The organism is Cohnella sp. GCM10012308 (genome assembly GCF_042649185.1).
In the GTDB taxonomy this organism is placed as follows: domain Bacteria; phylum Bacillota; class Bacilli; order Paenibacillales; family Paenibacillaceae; genus Cohnella.
The window spans coordinates 276426-298153 of record NZ_JBHRYU010000001.1; the positions used below are offsets into that span (position 1 = coordinate 276426).

Consider the following 21728-nt stretch of genomic DNA (forward strand, 5'->3'; position numbering starts at 1 on the left):
CTTCAATCGCGGGATTCACTGCCATGATTCTCACCCCTACGAGAATAATAAAAAACCCCGCCATGGCGAGGTTTACTGTTCATCATGAACTATGCGTTATTAATTTTTCCATATTTATAATCTGCATTGCGTCTTTGAACCATGCCTGCAATAAAGCAAAATGCAGTGAAGTAAGTAAATGCTCCACCCATGATCGGCTCCATCATGAAAGTAATAAAGAAGGCCGTAAACATGGCAATAAAGAGTTTTTTAAACAGGACCGGTTGATCAGATTTTACAAATGTCCTTAGAGATAGCAGTGTGAAAACAGTGAAGATAAGCAGCAAAACGAATGGAATGATTCCGGCCTCGTATCCTACGTCCAACCATAAATTATGAGCGTAGCGAAGAGAAATAACGGTCTCCTTGTTGCCCATAGGATGTGCAAATAGCCCGCTAAAAACCTCTTTCCATGCCGTCGTTCGTGAGTCTCCAAAGATGCCTTCGTCTTCGAATCGCGACGCCAATAACGTACCTTCCCACTTTTCTTTTAGGCCTAACAGATTTCGGTTGTACAAGAACCACAAGATCATACCCAAGATAAAGAAGTTAAACATCCTAATAGCTTTTCGCGAATTAAATCCTTCTGAGAACATCCATACTGTCAGGACCGAAGCTACCGCGATTGCTAGTCCCGTTCTATTCCCGAGCTGCATAATCGTGTAGAAACTCAGTACGAATGAAATCAGGGTGAACATCTTGAATTTTCTGCTAACCTGGTAGCCCCTTGCTTTGAAGAACAAGATCGGCAACAAGGCCAAGCCTAACGACACCGTTGTATTTAGGAGTGTCGCACTTATCAAGCGGTTATCCCAAATACTTATGACGTACCTGCCCTGTAAGAACGCAGACGCTTCGTCTATACTGCCGAAGACTTTAACTGTGTTCAACAGGCTTGCAAAGCCAAATGCCACATAAGAGGCAAGAATCACAACCAAATAAAAAATGGTTTTTCTGAAATTCAGATCGCCATGAGCAACTCTTTGCCCAAAAATATAAAGAAAGACGGGAAATAGCACAAAGCAAAAAGCTTCTTTAATCCCGATGTACCCGTAAAAATACATCATTAACGAGTACATCGCGCCAAAGCTTAAAAGCACTGCGAGTGTAGAAAACATAAAAATATCCATCTTGGCTTTGACCAAGTATCTAGCTAAAATCGGAATTAAGACAAATGGCACATACTGACTGAGGCTCATGAAATCCGATACGTAGATCGCGATTAATAATCCAACGAATAAGTCCTTTTTGCTGATTCCGGTCCTTATTGAAAATGATACCGGACGTTCCTTGGCTATCCCGTACAAGATGCACACCCCTATAACTGATATAGGGGTATTTTAACATACAAGTAACTTTTTATTAATCATAAGCTTTCGTGACAGTGATAACTAAGCCGACAGGATTCACAGCAGCTGCCGTCCTATTCTGCAGGGTCACGTATAGCGTACCTGTAGATGCCGACTGCCAAATCGGCGATACCCCCAAGACGCTAACGCTCGAAATTTGATTGATATAGACATTAATTGCATCCTTGTTGTTAATCGGTCCATTGATCGTCGCGTCCGTCAGCACGATTGCGACGGTCTTCGTCTCGTTTGCAAGCAGCGAGTCGCTATAGGTGAAGCTGAACGCTTTGATCACGCCGGACGTCCGGACGTTGTTCGGGCCGGTCTTCGTGTAACCTGTAAGTACGTTCACGCCGGACGCGAACCCGGTTTGCTGGAATGCATAATCTCCAAACGAGTTAATCGTCCCCGTCCCTGTCTTCTCGTACAACTCACCGTCCGAGACATTCCCGATAAAGGCGTTGCAATCGATCTTAACCGACGAAGTTGTTAGAACGAACAGATTTCCCACCTTGGCGGGTTTGAATCCCCCACTCTTCTGTGCTGTGGTCAAGTAGAATACATTGTTCTCGACGACAAGCCCGAAGTGACTCGCGGTAACCAGCGTTTTAAGGTCGAGGTATCCGAGTGTGTTGCTTTCTAGGTAGTTCCTCGCGATCGTGCACGCCCAGCAGTTACCGAGCTGAATAGCGTATCCCGTAAGCCCTTCGATCACGTTGTTCAGGATTCGCAGGTTATGGTTTTGCTGAAAATTCGGGTCCCCTGAAGTGTTCGTTAAATTTCCGATCCCGTGCTCCCGGTTTTCGATCAGACAGTCTTTGATCGTGGTATCGATCGTCTTAAAGGCATAAAAAGCCCAGCTCTTTCCGCCGACTATATGCTCCGAATCGAACCGAACAGACTGGAAGTACCTAGTCGCCGCGTATGCAATGGTATCCACGTTGTAATACTCATTGTTGGATGACTGGAGTCGAATAATCTTGTCACAGTCCCAAATCTTGCAGCCCATGTTTGCGGTGCTTTCAAATCGGCAATTGGAAATGTTAATGTCGCCCACATCGACGTTGTCGGCTGTGAAAATGATTCCGCCGTCGTTTTTAATAATTCCGCCGCCATTGCCGATTATATAAAGCACTCTACGGTCGCCATAATCCGCTGCCTTATTAATCTTGATCGAACCTTGACCGGTAATGTCATACATTTTCCGGAGCTGAACGAATCCCTTGTTGGTAATCGCATAATCAAGAGCTGATTGCAGTTTTTGACGACTATTCCCCGAAAAGCTTTCTGGATCTATCGGCATCTGACCAGAATGCTGAAGTACAACGCCTCCGATTCCAGGGTCAGCTAGGGCGGGGTTGGATATCCCAAACCACGAACCAGTAAAATTGCCAGCTTCCGAAAGCTTTCGAACATTGGTCAATTCCGACTTGGTCACATAGTTCTGGCCGACTGAAGTACCTTGCGAGTCGATCAGATCTTTCAGCGCTTGAAGCAGAGCTTGTACGGTGCCTCCAGACAGTCCGGCGATTGCCGATGCACCGACAAAGCCAGCCCCCGAGCTCCCCTTCAAAATATCTCTGATGGATTGCAGAATCGCCTGGACAGTAGTCCCGTTCAAATCGGCAATGGTCGATGCTCCAATATTCAGGGCGCCGCTGTCTCCGGACGTGACAGCCTGCAGCGCATCGATGAGCGCATTCACGGCAAGGCGAAGTTCCTCGCCGCGGCTATCGAATTTCTCTTTGACTTCGTCTGCGGTAAGGCTGTCCGATAGGCGGTCTGCCTGGTCCGAGTGATTGAAAGTAAAGCCGTTCAGTTTTTCCAACATCGTCGAATGCTCCTCCTTATTTGACCGGGCTTCCGTAAATCGGCTCGAATGAAATTCCGAGAATCTTCAGGCTCTGGTGCGGCTTGTTGTTGACGTATTTCAACTGCATGTGCGTGATCTTCTTCAGCTTAATCTTGCTGCGCAGCACCGTCGGGAAGGCTGTCACAAGATACGTGAAATATCCGTAATCGAACTCCGCATAGCTGATCAGCGACGCACTTGCTGTCCCCTGCAGCGTGTTCGTGCCGCGCCCGTCGAGTGTGTAAATCTCAACGGTTGTCTGGATGTCTGCCTTGATGGTCGTGTAGATCCGAGGGACGTTTTTACGGATATCGAAGGCCCCCATGTCGAATTGCTTGGTCATGTAGTGCGCCTGGATGGCATCGCCGTTATCGCTGTAGGCGTCCAGCTCGTCCGGATCGGCCACACGCATTATTTCCCCGTTCGTGGTGCCGAAGTACAGCTTGCCGTCCAGGTCGAAGAAGGTAGAGACCGGCATGTTGTCGTAAAGGTACCACTCGCCGATCTGGTCCTCTGATGTCGGCTGCAAGTAATCCCAGACGTAGATCCTGCCATTCAGCGCTAAATAATACTTCTTGTCAAAGTCGAAGCCGAGCGCGCCGGCCAGTCCGGTCTCGCGCAGCAGCATACGATCGACCCGACGCGACTGGTGCGATACGTTCCGCTCGTCCCGGACGGTGCCGCCGGCGAGCATGTGCAGACCCTGCCGCGTCAGGCTCACCGGGTTATTCTCGATGATCTGGACGGACTCTGGCGCCAAGCAGCCAATCGTGTCGTTGATCGGACGGACCGGAAATGTTATGTCCGTCCCCGTGTCGTTGTAAGTCATGCCCCACTTGGAGCGTTCCTTGTCGATGACGGCCGTGTCGTACTGGACGCTCACAGCCATGATCTTCTCAGCGTTCGATCCAACCCTCTGAAAATAGTTCTCCGGGACATAATTGGGGCGGTAGATGTCCGAGCGGTAAAGCGTGTTGGCATCCGAACCCCAGAAGAAGACGCGAGTGTCATTCGTGCCACCGAAGATTTTAAACCCGGTACACTTCCGGATCTTGTCGCCATCGTTGTACGTCCTGAATGCACGGATCTTGACGTTGTTGACGCCCAATGCCGGCGCGGAAATCCATGTCACGACGCCTGTTGTGCGGTTAACCGTGAAGTCCGTCGTCTCCACCTTGTTGTACGTTAAGCCGCCGTCCGTCGAGGCCACAATGGCCGTCGCGTCGAGGCCGGTGAGGATCAGATGATACTCCGTCGCCGTCCCGTCGCCGCTGAAGCTCTGCTCAAATCCGGCCCCAAGCAGATTGCGCTGCTCGAATACCTGGCCGCCGCCCGCCGGCGAAGCGGAGATCGTAAGCGTCGGAATGTACGGGACCACATCCTGCAGCGTCGTGCCGTCAAACTGGAGGTAGTGAACGCCGTCCATGATGTAACAGAACTCGTTCATCACGAAGAACTTCACCCTGTTGCCGGACATGCTGGAAGAAAGCACGGTACCGTCCGTAAAGTCATCCGCATACTTTCGCAGCGTCGTGCCGTGCGCGACCAGAATGGCGGTACCGAACTGGAAGATGCCGAGGATCGGGCCGGCGCCCAGGCTGGCGAGCACCTCCTTGAAACCAGTACGTTTCTGCGGCGCGCCCTCGTTGTCCAGCAGCATGTTCAGCATGTCCGGCGATTCGTTGTCAGCGAGTTGCGTCGGGTCCTCAGATACGTTGAGCCCCCGGAACCGCGTGATCCGCATGGGAGTCGGCGTCCGGCGGCTCGCGGCCGGGAAGATCGGCATGATTTATCACCATCCCATCGTATTGGCGACCGTCCGCGGTCCGCTTGTGCGCCGCTTGGACAGGCCGCCTATGCCTTCGTAGTAGATGTTCAGCAGTTTGTTGCTGATCTCGCTGTTCTCGTCCGCGACTACCATGCCGCCAATGAAATACGGAATCCAGCGGTGCGTCTCCAGATCGATCTCGAACACGTACGCGTCCGGCGTGTCGTCAGCGATCGGCGTCGGATGCTTGGCATAGTAGAGCGTGAATGTGCCGTCAAGGCGCTTGTTGATCGTGAACACGCCGCCCTCGATCGTGAAGTCGTAGAATGCGCGCCCGTTGCGCTGGACGTACCGTATCGATCGGAAGTCCGCCGGCAGGTCGTAGCTGTTGTAGCCGTCCGGAAGCCCCTTCTGCTGTACGTATTCGGTCGAGCCGTCGATGGACACCTTATCGGATATTTCGCGCTGCGCGTCATCCGCCAACGCGTTCATCCGAAGCGTATAGTCCCGATTGCTCGCGACCGGGATCAGGGCGCCATTGTTGCTGTATTCGTTGATGAGCTTGATCGCCCGCGTCTTTGATTCGCCCAGGTTCATCGCTGATCACCTCACACGTCGAGGAATAGGATCGACAGGCTGGTTCCGGTCGCATTGGAGATCGCCGATAGCGTGCCGTCGACGCTCACGAAGATCGGCAGCGACTGCCCAACTGCCAGCATAAAGCCGGTAGTCGAAGACGCCGCGCCCTGCGCCTTGGGCCGGATGTAGGCCGGCTGCGTGCCAGCGTTGGAGATCAGGCAAACCCGGCCACCGATAACGATGTCCTGCGCCGTGTCCGCCAGGGTGACGACCTTCGTGTCTACGATCTGATATGCGCGTTGCAATTGCATAACCTGAACACCTCCGGAAATAGGAAAAGGGAGAGCTTCCGCCCTCCCTGGTCCGTTACTTATCTTTCATGAGTCCGTTATCTTTCAGCGTCTTGACCATGAGATTCCACAGCCGGACGGTCTCCTTGTCGGCGCCGTCTTCGGACGCCTTGATCGTTGGAATATGCTCGATCTGCTCCTTCTCGGCTGCGCCAGATCCGTCGTTAAGCGTCCACGTGATCTTGCTCACGATCAGACCCTCCTCTTGACCGCATAGCCCCACGTACCGCTCGCAAGATCCACGGTGCCGGCCGAGGCGTTATACAGCGAGATCTTGATGTTACCCGCGGACGACACGCTTGCCTGAGCCATTACGCCCTGCGTGTCGTATGGCGGATACAGTTCCACCGCATCCCCGAGAGCCGCGCCCGCAATGGCAATCGCCGACGAGACGCCGCCGACTCCGGTCGCGAGGGACGGCGGATCGAACGCAATCATGCCCGACGCCACCACATAAGGCTGCTTGACGTCGCCCGACCACGACTTCCCGGCTGGGACGTTCACGCCGTTCGGGAATGCCGTGCCCTTCTGGTCCAATCCAGACATGGTATTCCCTCCTTAGTTCGGGTTGTGGCCGTAGATCGGACGTGCGTCGGACCAGCCCATCGTGAAATCCATGTAGCCGACGAACTCGGTCACCAGGGGGTTGTCCGGCTTGTTGCGGATGACCGTCGGTGCCGTGATCTCGACCATCTTCATCATTTCCATCATGAGATCCTTATCGCCGACGGCCCATTGCTTGGCGCTAAAGCCCTTGATGACGATGTAGTTCATGTCCTTGACCGGGTTCGCGCCGTTCTCTGCGCTGTCCGGGATCAGCTTCGCGTCTTCGCCGAAGTATTCCTTTGCCTTCGGCTCGAGCTCAGGCGACACCAGAACGATGTTGTAGTCGCAGTCGAACTCAAGCCCATCGAACGTCTTAAAGCGCTGGGCCGCCGTCTGCGTCTTCGTGATCGATGCGATCGAGAACGTGTCCGTGCCCGCGTTGGAGAACGTCTCGGCGCCTTCCTCGTTCGCGATCGGGTGCGCCGTAGAGAACAGCGGTTGACCGTCAGCGCCAACGAAGCTGCCGTTCCAGCCGTTGGCGAACAGGTTGTAGAACGCCCGGAGTTGCGTCATGTGGAGCGAATCAGCCATGCGGGTGCCAGCCTTCTTGGCTTCGCCGGACATGTCGACCTTGGCGTATTTCCACTGGATCGACGCCTTCGCGGTGTACTCTTCCGGCGTATAAACCTTTTTGAAGCCGCGGTGCTGGTTCAGCTCCGGGATCGTGCTGCCGTCGTACTTCGGAACGAGTCCGTAGCCGCCGACGCCTTGCTCCTGCAGGTCGATGCGATCGATGGATTCGAAGCCGATGACCTGCTTGATGATTGCCCGTTTCTTGTCCAAACGGTCGTTGAACCACTTGGTAACGAGCGGATAGAGATCGTCCTGGTATGTGTAAATATCGAGCATATTGCCCTCCCCTTCCGCCGATTAAACGGCAACCATGGTATTTCCGAACTGATGCAGCCGGAGGATGAAGTAAACCCACTCTTGCTCGGGATCGACGCGAACGATCATGATGGACTCGCCGCCGTTTTGGGCAAGGTTCAGGTTCGTGCCGTTTGCGTTGAGATCCCATCCGAAGCTGCCGACCGGCGGAAGGACCAGTGCCTGATCGCCAACGGTTACGCCGCCCGTGAAAACACCCGTGAACGTGCCGGTCGTCTTCGTGAAGTCAGAAACGCGGTATGCCTTGCCTACGCCGTTCGTCAGCGCCGCCGACTTGCGTACCTTCAGCAAGCCACCGTTGAACTTGTCGTCGGCCGGATCCGTGATTGCCGAGTCCACCCAGGTCGTCGTATTGCCACCCGTTGCCGTGGAGATGATATTCGGCTTGCACTTGAAGACGGCCAGCGGCGAGCAGTAAACCCTGATCTTGTCGCCGTTCTCGCGTGGATTCAACAACGTGGCCGTGCCGGTGTGTTCCTCTGCAGAGACGCCGAGGTATGGATCGTCTTGGTCCGTGTCGCCGACGGCAACGACGAAGCCCTCCACGAGCTTCACGACCTCGCCTTTCTCGATGACCGTGTTCGCAGCGATCGGAAATTCTCCGATGATAGGAGCGCTGGTCACGGCAAGGCTGTATGCGTATTCGATCATGCTAAATGTGCCTCCCTATTTTTTGATGTGTCCAAGCAGTTCGGCGTATTCCTTCACCGACATGCCGTTTTGCTTGGCGAGCTTCACCTGATGGTCGTTGAGGCCGTAGGTGCCGCCCGTATGGTCGCCGCCGCCACCCTTGCCGCTCGCCGTGCTGCGGTCGTTGTTGCTCTTGATCTTGGCGATAGCAGCAGCCTCCGCGCCGCCCACGAGGTCAAGGAAGTCCTCGTATACCTCGAGCAGCGATAGGGCCGGGTTAGCGCGGCTCAGGAATTTCACGAAGCGATCGTTCTGGCCAAGCTGGTCGATGTCCACGTCGGCATGCTTTTCCTTGAACGCGGTAACCTGCTTGTTCCAGGCTTCCTCGCGAGCTTTGGCCTCGTTGGCAGCCTTTTCGCTATCTTCCTTCTCTTTCTTGATTGCCTTTAGCTCTTCCTTAACGGACTTGATGTCGGCGAGCAACTCGGGCGATGCGCCCTTCTCTTCTGCCTCTTCCTCGAGATCCTTCAGTTCCTGCGCCTTGCGCTTTTCTTCGGCCTGCTGCTTGAGCACGGCCTTTACCTCCGCAGGAGTCCCGGAGTAACCGAATGCCTTCAGATGGTCGTTGATCTCGCGCAGATCTTCGTAATCCTCCGGCTTCTTGGCGCGCGATAAGCGCTCGCCTACGATTCGGTCGACTTCCTCCTGAGTGAACGTTTTAACCGGCTGCTCCTGGCCGCCGTCGCCGTTTTCGTCTTGCCCCTCGCCTTCCCCTTCACCGAATAGCTGCAGGTTCAGTTTCAGCAAGGACTTGCGTTGTACTTTTTCCATCCTTAAACCCTCCGTAAGCCCGTCGGCTAAAGAATCCTCGTCTGTTCCGAGTTGTCACCGCCGAATGCGGTATATGAGAAAGGGCCTCCGCTGCTCTGCGGGGGCCCTGTTATTCGACGATCTGCCAGTCTTCCGACAAGATATCCGGTTGTGAGGCAAGCCATCCCGGCTGCCATTGTTGCGATGCCGTCCACATGGCGATGTATGGCTGGCTATCGAGCGGTGTATCGACGCCGATATGCTTTGCAGTACGATCGTTCACCTTCGCTCCCGGCTCCTGCGTTGAATGTGGCGGAAGCTTCAGTGACGGCATCAACACGATCCACATCCCTTTGCCGTTCCACCCTGCCCGCGCTACTTTCTTGCCTTCCTTAAGTGCCTGAATCGCTTGTCCGAAGTTCATGTTCGTCCTCCTCATGGGATCTGCTATTTTACTAACTGAACTGTCTTGTTGACGCTGGCGCTGTCTCCGTCGTGCTTGACGATCGCTGCCACGATCTGCGCGTCCGTCGGATAGGCGCCGAACACTTCCCTGCCGACCTCGAGCGGCGGTTGGAACAGCCCGCCGCTGCTCTGGGTGACGAGAACCGTAAACACGTTTTTCAGCATGCCTTGCACCCCCTAAATGGTCACGTTTGGCCCAACCAAAAAATCCCCATCATCCAATCGTAGGAGGAGGGGCTTACCGCAATCCACACAGCACCAGTATTCATAGATGCCCAGAGCGTTCTTATTAACAGGCTGACGTTTGCCGCAGCAATTAAGCAAGTATCCGTATCCAAGCGACATGTCCGGCGTGAGCGATACGCGAACGGTTACTTGCCTTTTCCCTTGCGCGCCAGCATCGCCGCCTTGATCGCCTCCATCCCCTCCCCTTTCTTGGCCTTGGGCTTTGGGTCCGTCTTCGGCTTCTTCTTCATGCCGCACCTCCCTCGATTAACTTCTGAAGCATCAGCTCTTGCTCTTGCTCGGAAGCTGCAAAGAACGCCTCCTGCTCCTCGGGAGACAGTTGCGAGATGATCGCCTCGACGTCAACGGCCGGCGCTGCTCCTGGTGCCTGCGATGCTCCCGGCTGTCCTGTCGCAGCTCCCGGCGCACTCTGCATAGCCGTCATCTGCTGCTGCATGGCGACCGCCTGCTCGATGGAAGCCTTGATGTCGTCGCTGTTCGGCAGGTCGAGAAGATCCACAATGGAGAGCACGATGCCGACATTCTCCGGCGTGATCTTTAGGTTTGCCAGTTCCTGCGTCGCGGCAAGCGTGAACGCCTTCGACCGCTTGATGCCCTCGCCGACACTGATCTCGACGTCGACCGTCGGATAGTACTGCTGTCCGTCCGGCCCGGCAGTCTTCATAGTCTCGCTGTTAAAGGTGATTGCCGTGTCCGGCTCGTTCGGCTTCTTACCGCGGATCAGGATGATGCGATCGGTATTGTAGAACTCGAGCGCCGTCCAGTCGGTCAGCTGGGCCAGCCGTTTGAAGCCCTGCGTACGGCCGGCCTTCTTCGTGCTCTTCCGCGCCTCCGCCTTCTCGTTAAGCTGCGCGATCCCCGAGCTGGTCGTGACGCGGACCGGCTCCTTGCCTTGTGAGGAATCGTAGTTGCCGTTCGCTTCCTGAATCTTGTCGCTGATGAACTGGATCATGCTCAGGATGCCGCCGTTCTGACTTAGGCCGCCAAGGCGCCGGATCGCATTGATCTTGTTTTGCTTGACGCGCACTTCCGCCCCTGGATGGTTAGGGAATACGGCCTCTTCATCCACCATCGCGCCTTCCTCGACAACGACGATGTCATTCGCCATAAACACGTCGTTCAGCAGCGCCGTGATGAACTCGCGGTTGCCGGCGTCCAGCAGGTCCTTGATCGAATCGATCTCGCCCTTGCCCCAGAAGCTCTTGCGGACCGGAATCTTGGTGTAGTGGACGAACGGGTACATCTTGTTTCCGCTGTGCCGAGTGTTCACCCAGTACTTCGGAATGTGCTTGACCTCGACGTTATTGATCTGGATCGAGCAAGCGATGTCTCCCTCGTCGTCCCGATACCAGTGTTCGAGGACCTGCAGTGTCTCGTCGTCCAGGCTCGGCGTTTGGTTGTCGTAGATCTCCGTCTCGTAATGGTTCGAGTCGGTCATGATCTTGTTCACGATCTCCCCGAATTGCCGGCGCGCCTTCCGTCTGTGCAAGCGATAGGGAAAATCGAAGTATTCGCAGTCGTCCACGTCGTAAGCAGCCGGGTCGGGGAAGATATTCGCCGGGTCCGGATTTCCGATTACGATATCGCCGACGTAGCCCGGCCCCTGAATCGAGCCGTCCCACGCTACCTTGAAAATGGCGTTTCCGAGCTCGTTCAGCGAGCGATCGTTGTTAATGTTCAGCTCGTCGATATCGTTGTTGTACCACACGAAGTTGACGACCTGCTCCCGAACCTTCGCCTTCTCGCCATCCATATCGTCGTCGCGGCCCTTGAATTGCGGCGTCGGCACAACGTCGTCGATCTGGCTCTCGACCTGCACATAAGCGTCGGGCAGCGACGGCGGATGGAAGTTGATGCCGAACTTCTCGGTAAACATCGCGGCCTGTTGCTGCGTGTATGGCTTGCCGTTGTAATAATTGTTCAGCATCTTGAATCGTTGCTGCACCGGCTCCTTCTCGATCTTGGCGAGATCGAAGTCGCGCTGCACCTGCGCCTCGCGCTGCTCTTTCGTCTCCATTCGGAACTCGAGCAGATTGCCCGTAATCTTGCCCTTCACGATCCTGGCGGCCTTGTTGATCGCCCTTCTGATTGGCCCTGCGATTGGACTCACCTCCTACACTGCTTTCTTCTTGCTTACGCCGAGCCGATCGCCGAGCTTCTTCTTCGCCGGCGGCGCCTCTTCGATGATGTACATTCGCTGCTGGTGCCGGATCTCTTGGCAGATCGCATCCGCCAGAATTGTGTCGTCGTGCTTGCCGGCCATCGCCTCGGGCTTGCCGACCTTGTTGCGCACGAACGTGAGCATCTCCGACAGAGTCGTGACGTCGTTGAACGTGTCGATCCGCTCGCGCGCCAGCGTGACGTGCTTGGAGATGATCAGCGGCCGTGTCACCGTGTCCGTGTGGAAGCCGTACGCCTTCCGGATCTGCCCCGTGAACGTGTCGGGAACCTCTCGGGTGTACTGGTTCGGGTACTGGAGTCGGTCGAGCTCCTTCACAGGGTGCAAGTCGAAATTCGTTTCGATGCCGATCAGCGCCTGATTGTAATACATGCCGAGGCAGTACATTTGCTTCGCGTACAGATCGGTGTCGAGTCGCCAGTGCCAGACAGCCGCCTGATTCCACGTCACGTTGTTCCGTACCTGCCCGCAGGAAAGGTCGTGGCCGCCCTCCGCGATGTCGCCGCCGATCACGTACGGGTGACCGCGTTGCGGCTGCTCGTAGATCGTCAGCGGCCCGCGCGGATCCACTACAAACTTGATCGAATCATTTACGATCTTTTCGTTTACATAATTGAACACGAACGTGCCGCGGACCGGCTTGGCCGCCTTGTATCGTTCCTCAAGCGATTGCTTGCGCGGAATGATCTTCTGCGCAGAATAGACCGGCGTACCGGTCTGCAGGAACGCCTCGTCGTCATTGGACGGATACTCTTGCTTGAAGCGATCCTCACGGGTAATCCCGTCCTTCTCCGGCATCTCGCTTATCTTCCAGCGTCGCCATTTGATCTGCTCGGGCGTCCAGCCGTAAGCCTCTATGCCGGCGCGTTCGTCGTCGTCGTAGACCAGCTCCTCGCCATCCTTCAGCGGCAGCTGGTATTCCGGGTGCTGATGCCAGGCGTAGAAGTGGCTCGCCCAGTTCGTAAGCCCGGCTTTGGCGTCCGTGTACGTCTGGTAGTAGAAGTTGCCGACACCGTTCGCGGTGCTCTCGATGACGATTTCGCCATCCATCGGAACGGCCTGCAGCAAGCCCGTCATGAGCGTCTCAGGGTCAGGCCAGAACGCGACCTCCGAACAGAGCAGATAGTTGATTGTCCAACCGCGGCCGAAGCCTGGCGTACCGGCGGTGCCGACTGCAATCCGGCTGTTATTGCCGACAAAGTAGTACTCCTTGCGGTTGCCGTACTTCGGCTTGTTGCGGCCGTTGTTGAGCTGCTCTTTCTTGGCTTCCGGTAGCCGGTCATACATGAGCTGGATCGTTTGGAAAAGCGTCTGCGTCGAATCGGCATCATGTGCGACGATCGCGACGGTGACGTTCTCCTCGTTGATCGCGCACTCGAAGAACCGCGCCAACGTCAGGGTGCTGAACCCGAGCTGCCGCGGCTTCAGGATGACATCGCGCAACGTCTTGTCCGCCCAGTACATAGCCTGGATCGGGTTGAAAGCCAGCGGCACGACGCGTTTATCCTTGGTCCGAATGTAGAGGCGCTCCTGAATGTACTCCTTCGGCTTACGCTCCCACTTCGGCGTGTTCTTGACCTTGGCCGATTCTTTTATCCGGTTGTGGATGTTGGCCAGCAGCACATCAGCAGCACCTCCTCCTGTCATTTCGACCGCGAATTATTCCAAAAATTATTCCTTGAGCCCGAACGTGCAGGCGCTCAGGCTTCGACCGCCGACGTTGCTGCACCATTCGTCGTCCAGTTGGTTGCGCAGGAGCGAAGCGCCGCAGCGCGGGCACTGCTTGCCGAAAAACTCGCCCGTCATCAGATCCTTGATAACCGGCTCCACATCGATGCCGACCTTAGACATGGCGCGCACCCATTTTTCCGCCGTCTTGTGGCCGTCCCAGTTCGGCGCGATCTCCAGCAGGTTGCCCAGATCGAAGTCGTCTGGAACGTGGAACGTGAAGCGCCCGTATTCAAGGCTCACGACGCGCTCCCAGCCAGGCCATGGATCAGGTTGATGCCGGTACCAGCCGCACGGCAGCCCGTGCTCGTCGACTTGGCCGATGTGATGCTTGCGTGCGATGCCATTGGAGAGCGCCGCGTACATCAGAACCAGCATGTTGCGCTCCCAGTACGCGCCGTTCTTCGTCTCCTCGGCCGACATGCCTTCCTTCCATACGAACGGTTTCATAGCCATCCGCTCACCTTCACCCTTCCGCACTTGGCGCAGGTCTTTGTCCAGAACTTCGACATGCCCGAATCGTACAGATGCGGCCTTGGCTCGGCCCAAACATGCCTGCACAGCAATCTCCGAAAAAACTGCATCATACCTGATCCATCCCCCTCATTTGTTGTTGCTGCTCGACAATGCGCTGCAAACGCGGATTACTGGCGATGCGCTGCTCGGCGATCTCGAAGGCCTCGGCGTTGGTCTCACGGAACACCTGCATGAACAGGTGGATGTACTCCTGCACAAGGTTGAACTCGAAGGCCTTCTCGCGCAGCTCCGACATAAACTTCGCGTTCTCGCGCAGCTCCCGGTTCAGCTGGGTGAGCGCGGCGATGTTCCGGCGCATCTCCTCGACGAACGCGATCTTCCAGCGTGCCAGATAGTCGGCGTCGGTGCCCTCGGTGTCCATCACCTTCTCAATCAGGGCAGCGAGCCGTCCCTCGACCATATCCGGCAGACCGTCCACGTAGACGAAGCGATCGTACAGCGCCGTCGTCGTCCGCAGCTGCAGGTCGATGATGTCGAGATCGTAGTTAACGAGCTTCTCGACGCGGCCCTCCACGCGCACGACGGCTTCCTTCTTCTTCTCGGTCGACACCGACGCGCGCGTCTGCTCGTACTTGTTGGCCTCAAGGTACCGCACGACAGCCGAGTGCGATATTTCTTCCTTGATACCATGCTTGCGAGCTTCCTCTGTGCAGGCCGCGGCGATCTGCCGGGAAGCCGTGATGCCCTGGCTGATGCAGCGAGCCACGATATGCTGAAGCTCGTAGAACTCGATCTTATTCGGCCTCGCCATCGAATCAGCTCCCTTCAGGCCGTGCCGTTACGTGTTGCGTTATTGTTTCGTTTGAGCCGATACGGATAGGGTCGAAAATAACCTGATTCCTTGTGGCTCTAAGACGGAATGCGTATCGAAACGCGTATCGTTACATCTACCTAATGGGCGTTTGCACGGCAAAAAAAGAACCTATCCCAGAAGGAATAGGTTCGTCAGCTTCGCGTGTTCGATTTTCTCCGTCGCTCGTTCAATATACGACTGGACCGTGCTTCTGCCCAATGCCAACTCCGCCCCTATCTCCTCGAATGTCATGCCGTCGGCGTGGTGAAGGATGAAGCACTGCCGCTCGCGGTTGGACAGGTCTCGCATCGCTTCATCCAGTCTGAAGCGCTCGTCGTCCGTCAGATCTCGGCTGACGCTGTCTCGTTCCACCCGGTACCGCGAGTTATGCGAATCGTACGCCTCCAGCCATGCCGGGTCCCAGCAACGCTCCTCGTAGCCACGTTCGACGCCCCGGACGCTGCCTGGCCGCCTGCCAGTCTCAAGCCACTCCGCAGCGTATTCGCATTCGCCGACCATTTCCCCGATGGTACGGCGCTCCCCCTTGTCCTGCGTGCGTGCGAGAAGCTGCTGCGTCATCTTCGCAGACCGTCGATAGTTCTCCGCGGTCGCCGCGCCCAGGTTCATAATGGTGAGTCCCTCGCGCCTCGTATACAGATGTCCGATCGCCATCGTTTCCCCGCCTCCCTGAATTGGGTAAAGCCCTCCGTAGAGGGCCCCCGATTAATATCCCGTATTGCTATATTCGAAGCTGCTGCGCGGACGTTGCTCGAGCGCTGTTACACGCAGTTCCAAGGCGGCTACCTTGGCTTCGAGCGTAGGTCCTTCAGAAGCTGCTCCTTCCGCCGCGTCTCCCACGTGTTCTTCATCCAGTCCGTCGGCGTGCTGCTCGTCCGCTGCCGGATAAAATCGCTCGTCGGTTGCGGCCGGCTCCGTCTCCTCGGCGGCGGCTGCCTCGACGTATTCCGCAGGAGGGTTGAACGTGCCGATCGTCGGCGGCAGCGGCAAAGGCGATACGTTGAACCGCTCAAGGCTCCTGTTCAACTGCTCAATACGCTCCTTATCCGCCTTCGCCTGCTTCTCCTCATCCGTTTCCTGCTTGATCGTGCTGGTCAGCTTGAGGCCTCCCCCGAAGCCCGCGCTGGCCTTTTTCTTGTATTGGGCGACCTGCGCCTCGAGCTCGTCGATCTGGCTCTTCAGGCCGGACACTTCGGCTTGTGCCTTGTCGCGATCGGCCCGGGCTTGCTCCGCCTCGGCTTGTGCCTCCTCCATCATCCGGACGGCGTTGTCGCGCTTGCCCTCGGCCTCTGCGAGTTGCTCCTGGGCGGTGATGCGGTCAGCGCGGTCACGTTGCGCTTGAGCTTCTGCGGCTTCCCTCGCGGCCGCCTCTGCGTCGTTGGCGGCTTTAAGGAATGCATTCTGCTCATTGAACCCGGCACGCTCCTCTGCCCATGCCTGCGACGCTGCGCGGTGCTCGTCCTGCACCTTGGCGAGCTCGTCGTTGCAGGTGGCGAAGGTATGCTCCTTGACCTGTTGCAGCAGATTAGTGATCTCGGCGTTCGCCGTCGTAACGCCCCACAACTCGTTGTAATCGTACGGCAGCGAGATGCTGGCGACCTCTTCGGCCTGGCGCTGCAGGCGGTCCTGCTCATCCTGTTGCGCCTTGATCTTGCCGAGCTCCTGGTCGATGATCGTCAGCCGGAACTTGTCGTCCGGGTTGTTTTCGTTCAGCGCGGCGCGTTCGATCTCAAGCCATTCTTGCTGATTTTTCAGATCCTCGCTCATCGTTCATGATCCCCTCTCCCGTTTTACGGCCTTGCAACTGTTCGATGCTGATGAACAGCGCGACGGCTCGCCCTTGCTTGTCCTGCATGATCCAGTAATCCCCGTGCTTTTCCCAGGTCGCCCCCACGTACTCTTGGCTCATATCACCGCCTCCGATATAATAGAGTTGTCAGGTCATGATGGAGCCCCCGGTGCTTGCCGGAGGCTTTTTTTATTGGTTCGCGTCCGCTTTCGCGAGGTGGTAGTAGTAGCCGTGGTACGTCTTCGGATTGCGTCGGCATCGTCCAGCCTTCCAGAGGTGATAACGGCGCTTGAGCCATCGGATCATTCCATCTCCCCCTGTTCCAGTAGATGGGGATGGGTGTGGACGTTGCCTACTAAGACGATGTGCGGCGCTGTATTATCGGACTCATTGGCATAAAGACCAATCGGCGCATCCGCCACATATTTATCCCGATGTCGTAGCTTCCAGCAGTAACCGGTGAAGACAATTTCGTTTAACCGGACTTCGCCGCCATCGTAAACGCGGTGATTTGACTCGACGATATCGCCTTCGTATACCTCGACGCCGTTTCTGTCGCTGAGTCCGGTATATTGCCCAACCGTTTTGGTATCGACCGGGATATAGTCGTTGTCCCAGCATATTGCGCATTTTACGGGCAACGTATGGGGGTCGAATGACATATCTCGGACTAAGTCTCCGCAAGCCCACTCGCCATTGTCGATCCGTTTCCCCCGGAATTTATACTCACGCATTGGTATCTTCCTTCCTGGTCTTGTCTAGAAACGTATTAAGTGCACAGATTGGATAGTGGCCATCCAGCTTTGAGCATATAAGGCATCGCCCATTGTTCAACTTGTCGATCAGTTCGAGCAGGGCAACTGCGTTATCCAGCACCCTATCCTTGGACTTTAGCTCGCCTCTCAGCGCCTCTACCTCGGCCCGGAGTACTTTTGCCTGCGCAGCCTCTTCCGCGAGCTCTGCGAACCCGCTGAGGCCCGGCCAGCTACCGTATGCTGTCATGTGTTTGGCTCCTTTAGGGATTGGAGGAAGTTAGCCATACGAATGCGGTATTCTGGGTCCATTACTGCGTAAACGGCCACTTCTTTCATGACCACCATCATTCGGGCGATTGTGGCGTCTCTCTCGGCGAGCTGGGCTTGTAGGGCGGCGATCTCTCCCAAAGCCCGCAGTGCGACATTGACCGCATGCGAAGCCATACCGCATGCTTCATGATCCCATTCGTGCCACCCGTCGAGCGTTTTGCGGTACTTTTCTAAGTCCCTCATGTCAGGGGTGTTATCGATTTGGAGTCTGCTCCTTCCGGATCGGATTATTGAGCGGCGCGCGGAACAGTACGTGATTGATGGACGAGCAGCCCATATGGTCGCAGTTGTGGTTCTCGTCGTCTTCGTCCGGGATGCCGGTTATGACGATCTCATGGTCGGACACGTATACTTCGGCATCGTCGAGACGCTGATACGGGATATTAGACATCCGTCTCTTCCTCCTCTGTGCTGGAAAATGCTGCATCGAACGCCTTCTCTATGATCGCCTGCTTTTCTGGCGGCACCGGACTGAAATCGACGGACGATATGATGTCGACACTTGGTCCGGGCTGGTCGTCCTCTGTGCTATTGATGCCGGGTCCATTCTTCAAGTTTGATAGCTCCTGCTCTGCGTCAATGGCCCTTGTCTGCCAATAGTCCCGTTCAGTCCGACATTTTTGGGTGTATCGCATCAGCGAATCCTTTGCGCTCCGCACGATATCAAGTTCCTGCTCCGCGCTGATAAGCTGTATGTCCGTCTGGGAGAGGGCTTGGCGCTTCCGGATCAGCTCGGCGACGCTGACCTTTCCCTCCTCCGGCGTGATGTCCTTGCTAGCGATATCGTCGACGTCAGCGAACAGCACGAATGAGAGATCGTAGAACAGTTCAATATTTGAGAGCCTTTCCCTGAAGTAGTGAATCCTGCGTTTGTACTTGAAGATTTCTTGAATATCGTTTCTTTCCCACATCTGCAGCAGCGCAAGTTCGATGTCCAGCGCCTCTCGGCATCCCTGTACCGGGGTGGATGGGGTGGGCGGCAGCTCCTTGATGTCTTGGATGATGGCGCGAAGCTCTCGGGCAATCTCCAAATTCACCGGATTCCCATATTCACGCTGCTGCCGCTCGCGGCTTGCGATAATGTCCAGCGCCTGCTTGTTTACCGTATCCGTCATCGAAAGGGCCTCCTCTACCAACTTTTCCGCGAGCAGTTCCTTGCCTTTTGGCGTTATAACGTAGTCGTTTTGACCACGCGAGTAAATCAGTTTGATGAGTCCGGTTCGACGAAGTTTTTCGCACCTGCGCCGTAAAACGTCGTCCCGTATGCGCCAAGAAACGCTGAATCCTTGCTGACGACACGCGATCTGTAATATCTGTCTGTCAGAGAGGGCCATCCGTATATGCCTCCTTAGGGCTTAGCCCTTTTATGATCTAGACCTGGGTCGGCCTCAAACCGATGCTACAATTGATTCGTGGTCCGGGTTCAAGGCGACTTGATAACCCTTCCCTCTTTTGTCCGGTTCCTCGTAAAATAGTCCGAGTTCCGGAGCATCTTCGAGCCACGGCTTTTCTGCGAGATCCTGCCGCCACTGATCCACGATCATGCGTTTCAGCTCTGGCGTGAACATCGTCTGTGACTCTGCGCTGTACAGCTTGCACAGTAGCCTGTGGTCGTCTTCCGCCTGTAGAAACGCCTCGTAGAGCTTCATGCGAGCCTTGACCGTGAAGGTGCCTTGTCCGTAGCAGAGTTCCTTTCCGCTGCGCATTCGTCCGGCCTTGTTTTTCGGTTCCTTATACATCTGGATCATGAGGTTCCGCAGGTCCACGAACGGTTGAAAGTAAGGATGTTTCTGCGCCATCTGCTGGGTGCTCTTGTCGATCGTCACTACCGGGCACACCACACATCCGAACCTAGCGCCGCAGGGATCGTCTGTCTTCTCGTCTGCGCCGGCTTTGCGCTTACGAAGTCCACACTCCCCGGTCGCCTCTTTGTAAAGGTTGCTGACCTCTTCTGCGTCTCCCCAGGCGTAACCGTATTGCGATGAATAGGCCCAGATGTTGTCTAAAGTGAAGTCGATGATCGGGTAAAACTCGCCGTTATCGCCGTGATAATGCTCTCCGGAAGCTTGGTGTGATTCGATGCTCTCACGCCGCTGTGTAGACTCTGACAGCCTCACACCAAGAGCGTCACGTGTTGCCATCGTGTACTTCCGCGCCAGCCGCATCGGCTTGATCTTCATGGCTTCCGTACACCACCGGTTGCGCTTGCTCTTTGGCAGCGGATAACCAAGACCCAGCACCTTGAACGGAAATGTATCCTTCGGCAGCGGCTTGACTTTGACGATCTCCACCGGCAGTCCTGACATCTCGATGAACGTCTTCATCTTCGCCAACTCTCGTTCTTTTGTCGGCTCCGTGGTGAAGTCTACGCCGGTCGACGCAGTGGTCAGGAATAGCTTGCGCGTACGTTTCTCCGGGGCGATCATGGCGACCGCTCGGAATATGACGGATGCGTTAACGGAGCTGTCCTTGCCGCCGGAATAGGCGATTTGCCACGGTCCAGGCTTGGACTCGTCTGCGTATGCCATCAGCGTTTCTAGCATTGCTTTGCTAGTTTTATCTTCGAGGTCCTTTAATTCTTCCGGTGTTAGCGGTTTGCTCTGAAACACTGCTTATCCCCCATTCCCGCGAACATGCGTTTGGTTTAGAATAGACTGAGTTGTCCCTGCTGCTGCTCGACCCATCCGTTTCGCACCCATGAGGCCGGGCAGGTTTGACGGTAATATTCTGGAACTGGTAGACCCGGCAAACGGTGCTGTAGGTCCTCAGCGGACAAATACGGGCTCTTGAGGCTTTGTTGATATCCCGCCTCGTTGTAAACCCAACAGGTGGATGTAGTAGCGTTATGTTTCAAACAATCAACTCCCGAGGTGCTATATGAGTGAACTGGCCTACCTATTTTGCTCGGAGTACGATGGGGGCGACCTTGTGCGATCCTTTGAGCGCTGGCTGATCGCCCGTCTTACCCCTCCTGATGTGATGAGGGTGGAGGTACAAGCTTTTAGGGATACGCTGGATGTGTTGGCGGCTTCTGCTCCTTAGGCTTCCGCACCGGTAGCGAGAACGGCTTCGGCGTCGGCAGACCTGCCCGGTTGGTCGCCGCCTTTACAGGAGCCGCCCGCAGGCTTTCGAGCTCCGCGGGCGTCAGCTTGTATTCGGTGATCTGGCTCATTGCTGGGTTCCGACGAAGCACATGCCTTTGTTCGTCGTCTCAACGACATCCTCTGTCTCACGGCGAACGAGGAAGATCCGGCCTTTCAGGAACAGCACCATTTCTTCCCCGATGTCCATCTCCAGCAGGTCCTTCTCGAAGGGGAATTTCGGCTGCTCCATCGCTTAAGCCGCCCCCAGGATCTTCTTCTTGCAGCGCTTCTTGTAGACACTGTAGAACTGCTGCAGCTTCGTCGAGGATACGTTCAGTCCGAATGCCTTCGGAATCGCGTGCCAAGCCAGCTCTTCAGCCTTCTTGCGCTCAATAAGCGCCGGGAAGTCGTATGGGATGTCGTCGAATTGCGGGCGCTCCGTCAGGATGAAGTTCTCCAGCGTTTGCTGGTCGACCTCGCCGTCCGGCTCCTCTTCATTCAGCTCGCCGCTCTCTTCGGCCGGCTCGTCAGCTGCCGGGTCAACGTCAGGCTCAGGATCTTGGTTCTCGTCGCCCTCCGGCTCGGGGTCGTGGTTCGGGTCTGCCTCTCCGAAAACGACTTCCTGCTGTTCGCCGTCCTCTGCCGCCTGCTCTTCCTGAACCTGAACGTCGTCGACGTCGCTGTCCTCACTGGCCGGCGTAAAGCTCTCCACCTCGCCGCGGCTGTTGATCGTGGCGACGCTGCGGCCGTTCGACGTACGCTCGATATCCATCTCCATCTGCGGATCCTCGAAAGATACGATGATCTCTTTGTCGATCGAATTCAGATACAACGCCGTGAACTGCCGGGCGATGGAGTTGCTCATGGACAGTTTGATGGTCGTCTTCGACTTGTTGCTGTTGACAGCTTCGAGGGTGGTCGTGAATTTACTCAT

27 protein-coding genes are annotated in these 21728 nt (G+C 56.0%); all 27 read right to left on the reverse strand.

Annotated elements, in window-relative coordinates; all coding sequences use genetic code 11:
• Positions 1–89: 89 nt before the first annotated feature.
• Positions 90–1346, reverse strand: a complete 1257-nt coding sequence (locus ACFOTD_RS01320) for an O-antigen ligase family protein (protein WP_378114971.1) — start codon at positions 1344–1346, stop codon at positions 90–92.
• 55 nt (positions 1347–1401) lie between these two features.
• Positions 1402–3219: a hypothetical protein gene (locus tag ACFOTD_RS01325; protein ID WP_378114973.1), complete on the reverse strand. Its 1818-nt coding sequence runs from the start codon at positions 3217–3219 to the stop codon at positions 1402–1404.
• 16 nt (positions 3220–3235) lie between these two features.
• The gene (locus tag ACFOTD_RS01330) at positions 3236–5026 is read right to left on the reverse strand and encodes a hypothetical protein (RefSeq protein WP_378114975.1); all 1791 of its coding nucleotides are present in this window, start codon (positions 5024–5026) and stop codon (positions 3236–3238) included.
• Positions 5027–5032: 6 nt separating this feature from the next.
• Entirely contained in the window at positions 5033–5605 is a 573-nt protein-coding gene (locus ACFOTD_RS01335; RefSeq protein ID WP_378114977.1) for a phage adaptor protein, read from the reverse strand.
• Between the two features lie 11 nt (positions 5606–5616).
• Entirely contained in the window at positions 5617–5898 is a 282-nt protein-coding gene (locus ACFOTD_RS01340) for a hypothetical protein (RefSeq protein ID WP_378114979.1), read from the reverse strand.
• A gap of 55 nt (positions 5899–5953) precedes the next feature.
• The gene (locus ACFOTD_RS01345) at positions 5954–6127 is read right to left on the reverse strand and encodes a hypothetical protein (protein ID WP_378114981.1); all 174 of its coding nucleotides are present in this window, start codon (positions 6125–6127) and stop codon (positions 5954–5956) included.
• Between the two features lie 2 nt (positions 6128–6129).
• Positions 6130–6483 (reverse strand): hypothetical protein, encoded by a 354-nt coding sequence (locus tag ACFOTD_RS01350; RefSeq protein WP_378114983.1) that lies wholly within the window; start codon positions 6481–6483, stop codon positions 6130–6132.
• A 12-nt stretch (positions 6484–6495) separates the two neighbouring features.
• A complete protein-coding gene (locus tag ACFOTD_RS01355) occupies positions 6496–7392 on the reverse strand; it encodes a hypothetical protein (RefSeq protein ID WP_378114985.1) in 897 nt (298 codons plus the stop codon).
• A gap of 21 nt (positions 7393–7413) precedes the next feature.
• Entirely contained in the window at positions 7414–8082 is a 669-nt protein-coding gene (locus ACFOTD_RS01360) for a hypothetical protein (protein WP_378114987.1), read from the reverse strand.
• 15 nt (positions 8083–8097) lie between these two features.
• Complete coding sequence (locus ACFOTD_RS01365; protein WP_378114989.1) at positions 8098–8892, reverse strand: hypothetical protein; 795 nt, start codon at positions 8890–8892, stop codon at positions 8098–8100.
• A gap of 109 nt (positions 8893–9001) precedes the next feature.
• Positions 9002–9295, reverse strand: coding sequence for a DUF2829 domain-containing protein (locus ACFOTD_RS01370; protein WP_378114991.1), 294 nt, complete (start codon positions 9293–9295; stop codon positions 9002–9004).
• Between the two features lie 23 nt (positions 9296–9318).
• Positions 9319–9501: a hypothetical protein gene (locus ACFOTD_RS01375; protein WP_378114993.1), complete on the reverse strand. Its 183-nt coding sequence runs from the start codon at positions 9499–9501 to the stop codon at positions 9319–9321.
• Positions 9502–9808: 307 nt separating this feature from the next.
• Positions 9809–11692 (reverse strand): portal protein, encoded by a 1884-nt coding sequence (locus ACFOTD_RS01380; protein WP_378114995.1) that lies wholly within the window; start codon positions 11690–11692, stop codon positions 9809–9811.
• Between the two features lie 3 nt (positions 11693–11695).
• Positions 11696–13384, reverse strand: coding sequence for a terminase large subunit (locus tag ACFOTD_RS01385; protein WP_378114997.1), 1689 nt, complete (start codon positions 13382–13384; stop codon positions 11696–11698).
• A gap of 48 nt (positions 13385–13432) precedes the next feature.
• The gene (locus ACFOTD_RS01390; protein ID WP_378114999.1) at positions 13433–13939 is read right to left on the reverse strand and encodes a hypothetical protein; all 507 of its coding nucleotides are present in this window, start codon (positions 13937–13939) and stop codon (positions 13433–13435) included.
• A 133-nt stretch (positions 13940–14072) separates the two neighbouring features.
• Positions 14073–14777 (reverse strand): hypothetical protein, encoded by a 705-nt coding sequence (locus ACFOTD_RS01395; protein WP_378115001.1) that lies wholly within the window; start codon positions 14775–14777, stop codon positions 14073–14075.
• A 171-nt stretch (positions 14778–14948) separates the two neighbouring features.
• Positions 14949–15491, reverse strand: a complete 543-nt coding sequence (locus ACFOTD_RS01400; protein WP_378115003.1) for a sigma-70 family RNA polymerase sigma factor — start codon at positions 15489–15491, stop codon at positions 14949–14951.
• Between the two features lie 51 nt (positions 15492–15542).
• Positions 15543–16604 carry a coiled-coil domain-containing protein gene (locus ACFOTD_RS01405; protein ID WP_378115005.1) on the reverse strand — a complete coding sequence of 354 codons (1062 nt, stop codon included), beginning with the start codon at positions 16602–16604 and terminating at the stop codon, positions 15543–15545.
• Positions 16567–16746: a hypothetical protein gene (locus ACFOTD_RS01410; protein WP_378115007.1), complete on the reverse strand. Its 180-nt coding sequence runs from the start codon at positions 16744–16746 to the stop codon at positions 16567–16569. Before ACFOTD_RS01410 ends, ACFOTD_RS01405 begins: the two co-directional genes overlap by 38 nt.
• Before the next feature lie 182 nt (positions 16747–16928).
• Complete coding sequence (locus ACFOTD_RS01415) at positions 16929–17360, reverse strand: YopX family protein (protein ID WP_378115009.1); 432 nt, start codon at positions 17358–17360, stop codon at positions 16929–16931.
• Positions 17353–17628 carry a hypothetical protein gene (locus ACFOTD_RS01420; RefSeq protein ID WP_378115010.1) on the reverse strand — a complete coding sequence of 92 codons (276 nt, stop codon included), beginning with the start codon at positions 17626–17628 and terminating at the stop codon, positions 17353–17355. Before ACFOTD_RS01420 ends, ACFOTD_RS01415 begins: the two co-directional genes overlap by 8 nt.
• 276 nt (positions 17629–17904) lie before the next feature.
• Complete coding sequence (locus ACFOTD_RS01425) at positions 17905–18102, reverse strand: hypothetical protein (protein ID WP_378115012.1); 198 nt, start codon at positions 18100–18102, stop codon at positions 17905–17907.
• The gene (locus ACFOTD_RS01430) at positions 18095–18826 is read right to left on the reverse strand and encodes a hypothetical protein (RefSeq protein WP_378115014.1); all 732 of its coding nucleotides are present in this window, start codon (positions 18824–18826) and stop codon (positions 18095–18097) included. The genes ACFOTD_RS01425 and ACFOTD_RS01430 overlap by 8 nt, the downstream gene beginning before the upstream one ends.
• 273 nt (positions 18827–19099) lie before the next feature.
• Positions 19100–20320, reverse strand: coding sequence for an adenine nucleotide alpha hydrolase family protein (locus ACFOTD_RS01435; RefSeq protein WP_378115016.1), 1221 nt, complete (start codon positions 20318–20320; stop codon positions 19100–19102).
• 392 nt (positions 20321–20712) lie between these two features.
• Positions 20713–20883, reverse strand: coding sequence for a hypothetical protein (locus tag ACFOTD_RS01440; protein WP_378115018.1), 171 nt, complete (start codon positions 20881–20883; stop codon positions 20713–20715).
• Complete coding sequence (locus ACFOTD_RS01445; RefSeq protein ID WP_378115020.1) at positions 20880–21044, reverse strand: hypothetical protein; 165 nt, start codon at positions 21042–21044, stop codon at positions 20880–20882. The genes ACFOTD_RS01440 and ACFOTD_RS01445 overlap by 4 nt, the downstream gene beginning before the upstream one ends.
• A 3-nt stretch (positions 21045–21047) precedes the next feature.
• A complete protein-coding gene (locus ACFOTD_RS01450) occupies positions 21048–21728 on the reverse strand; it encodes a hypothetical protein (protein WP_378115022.1) in 681 nt (226 codons plus the stop codon).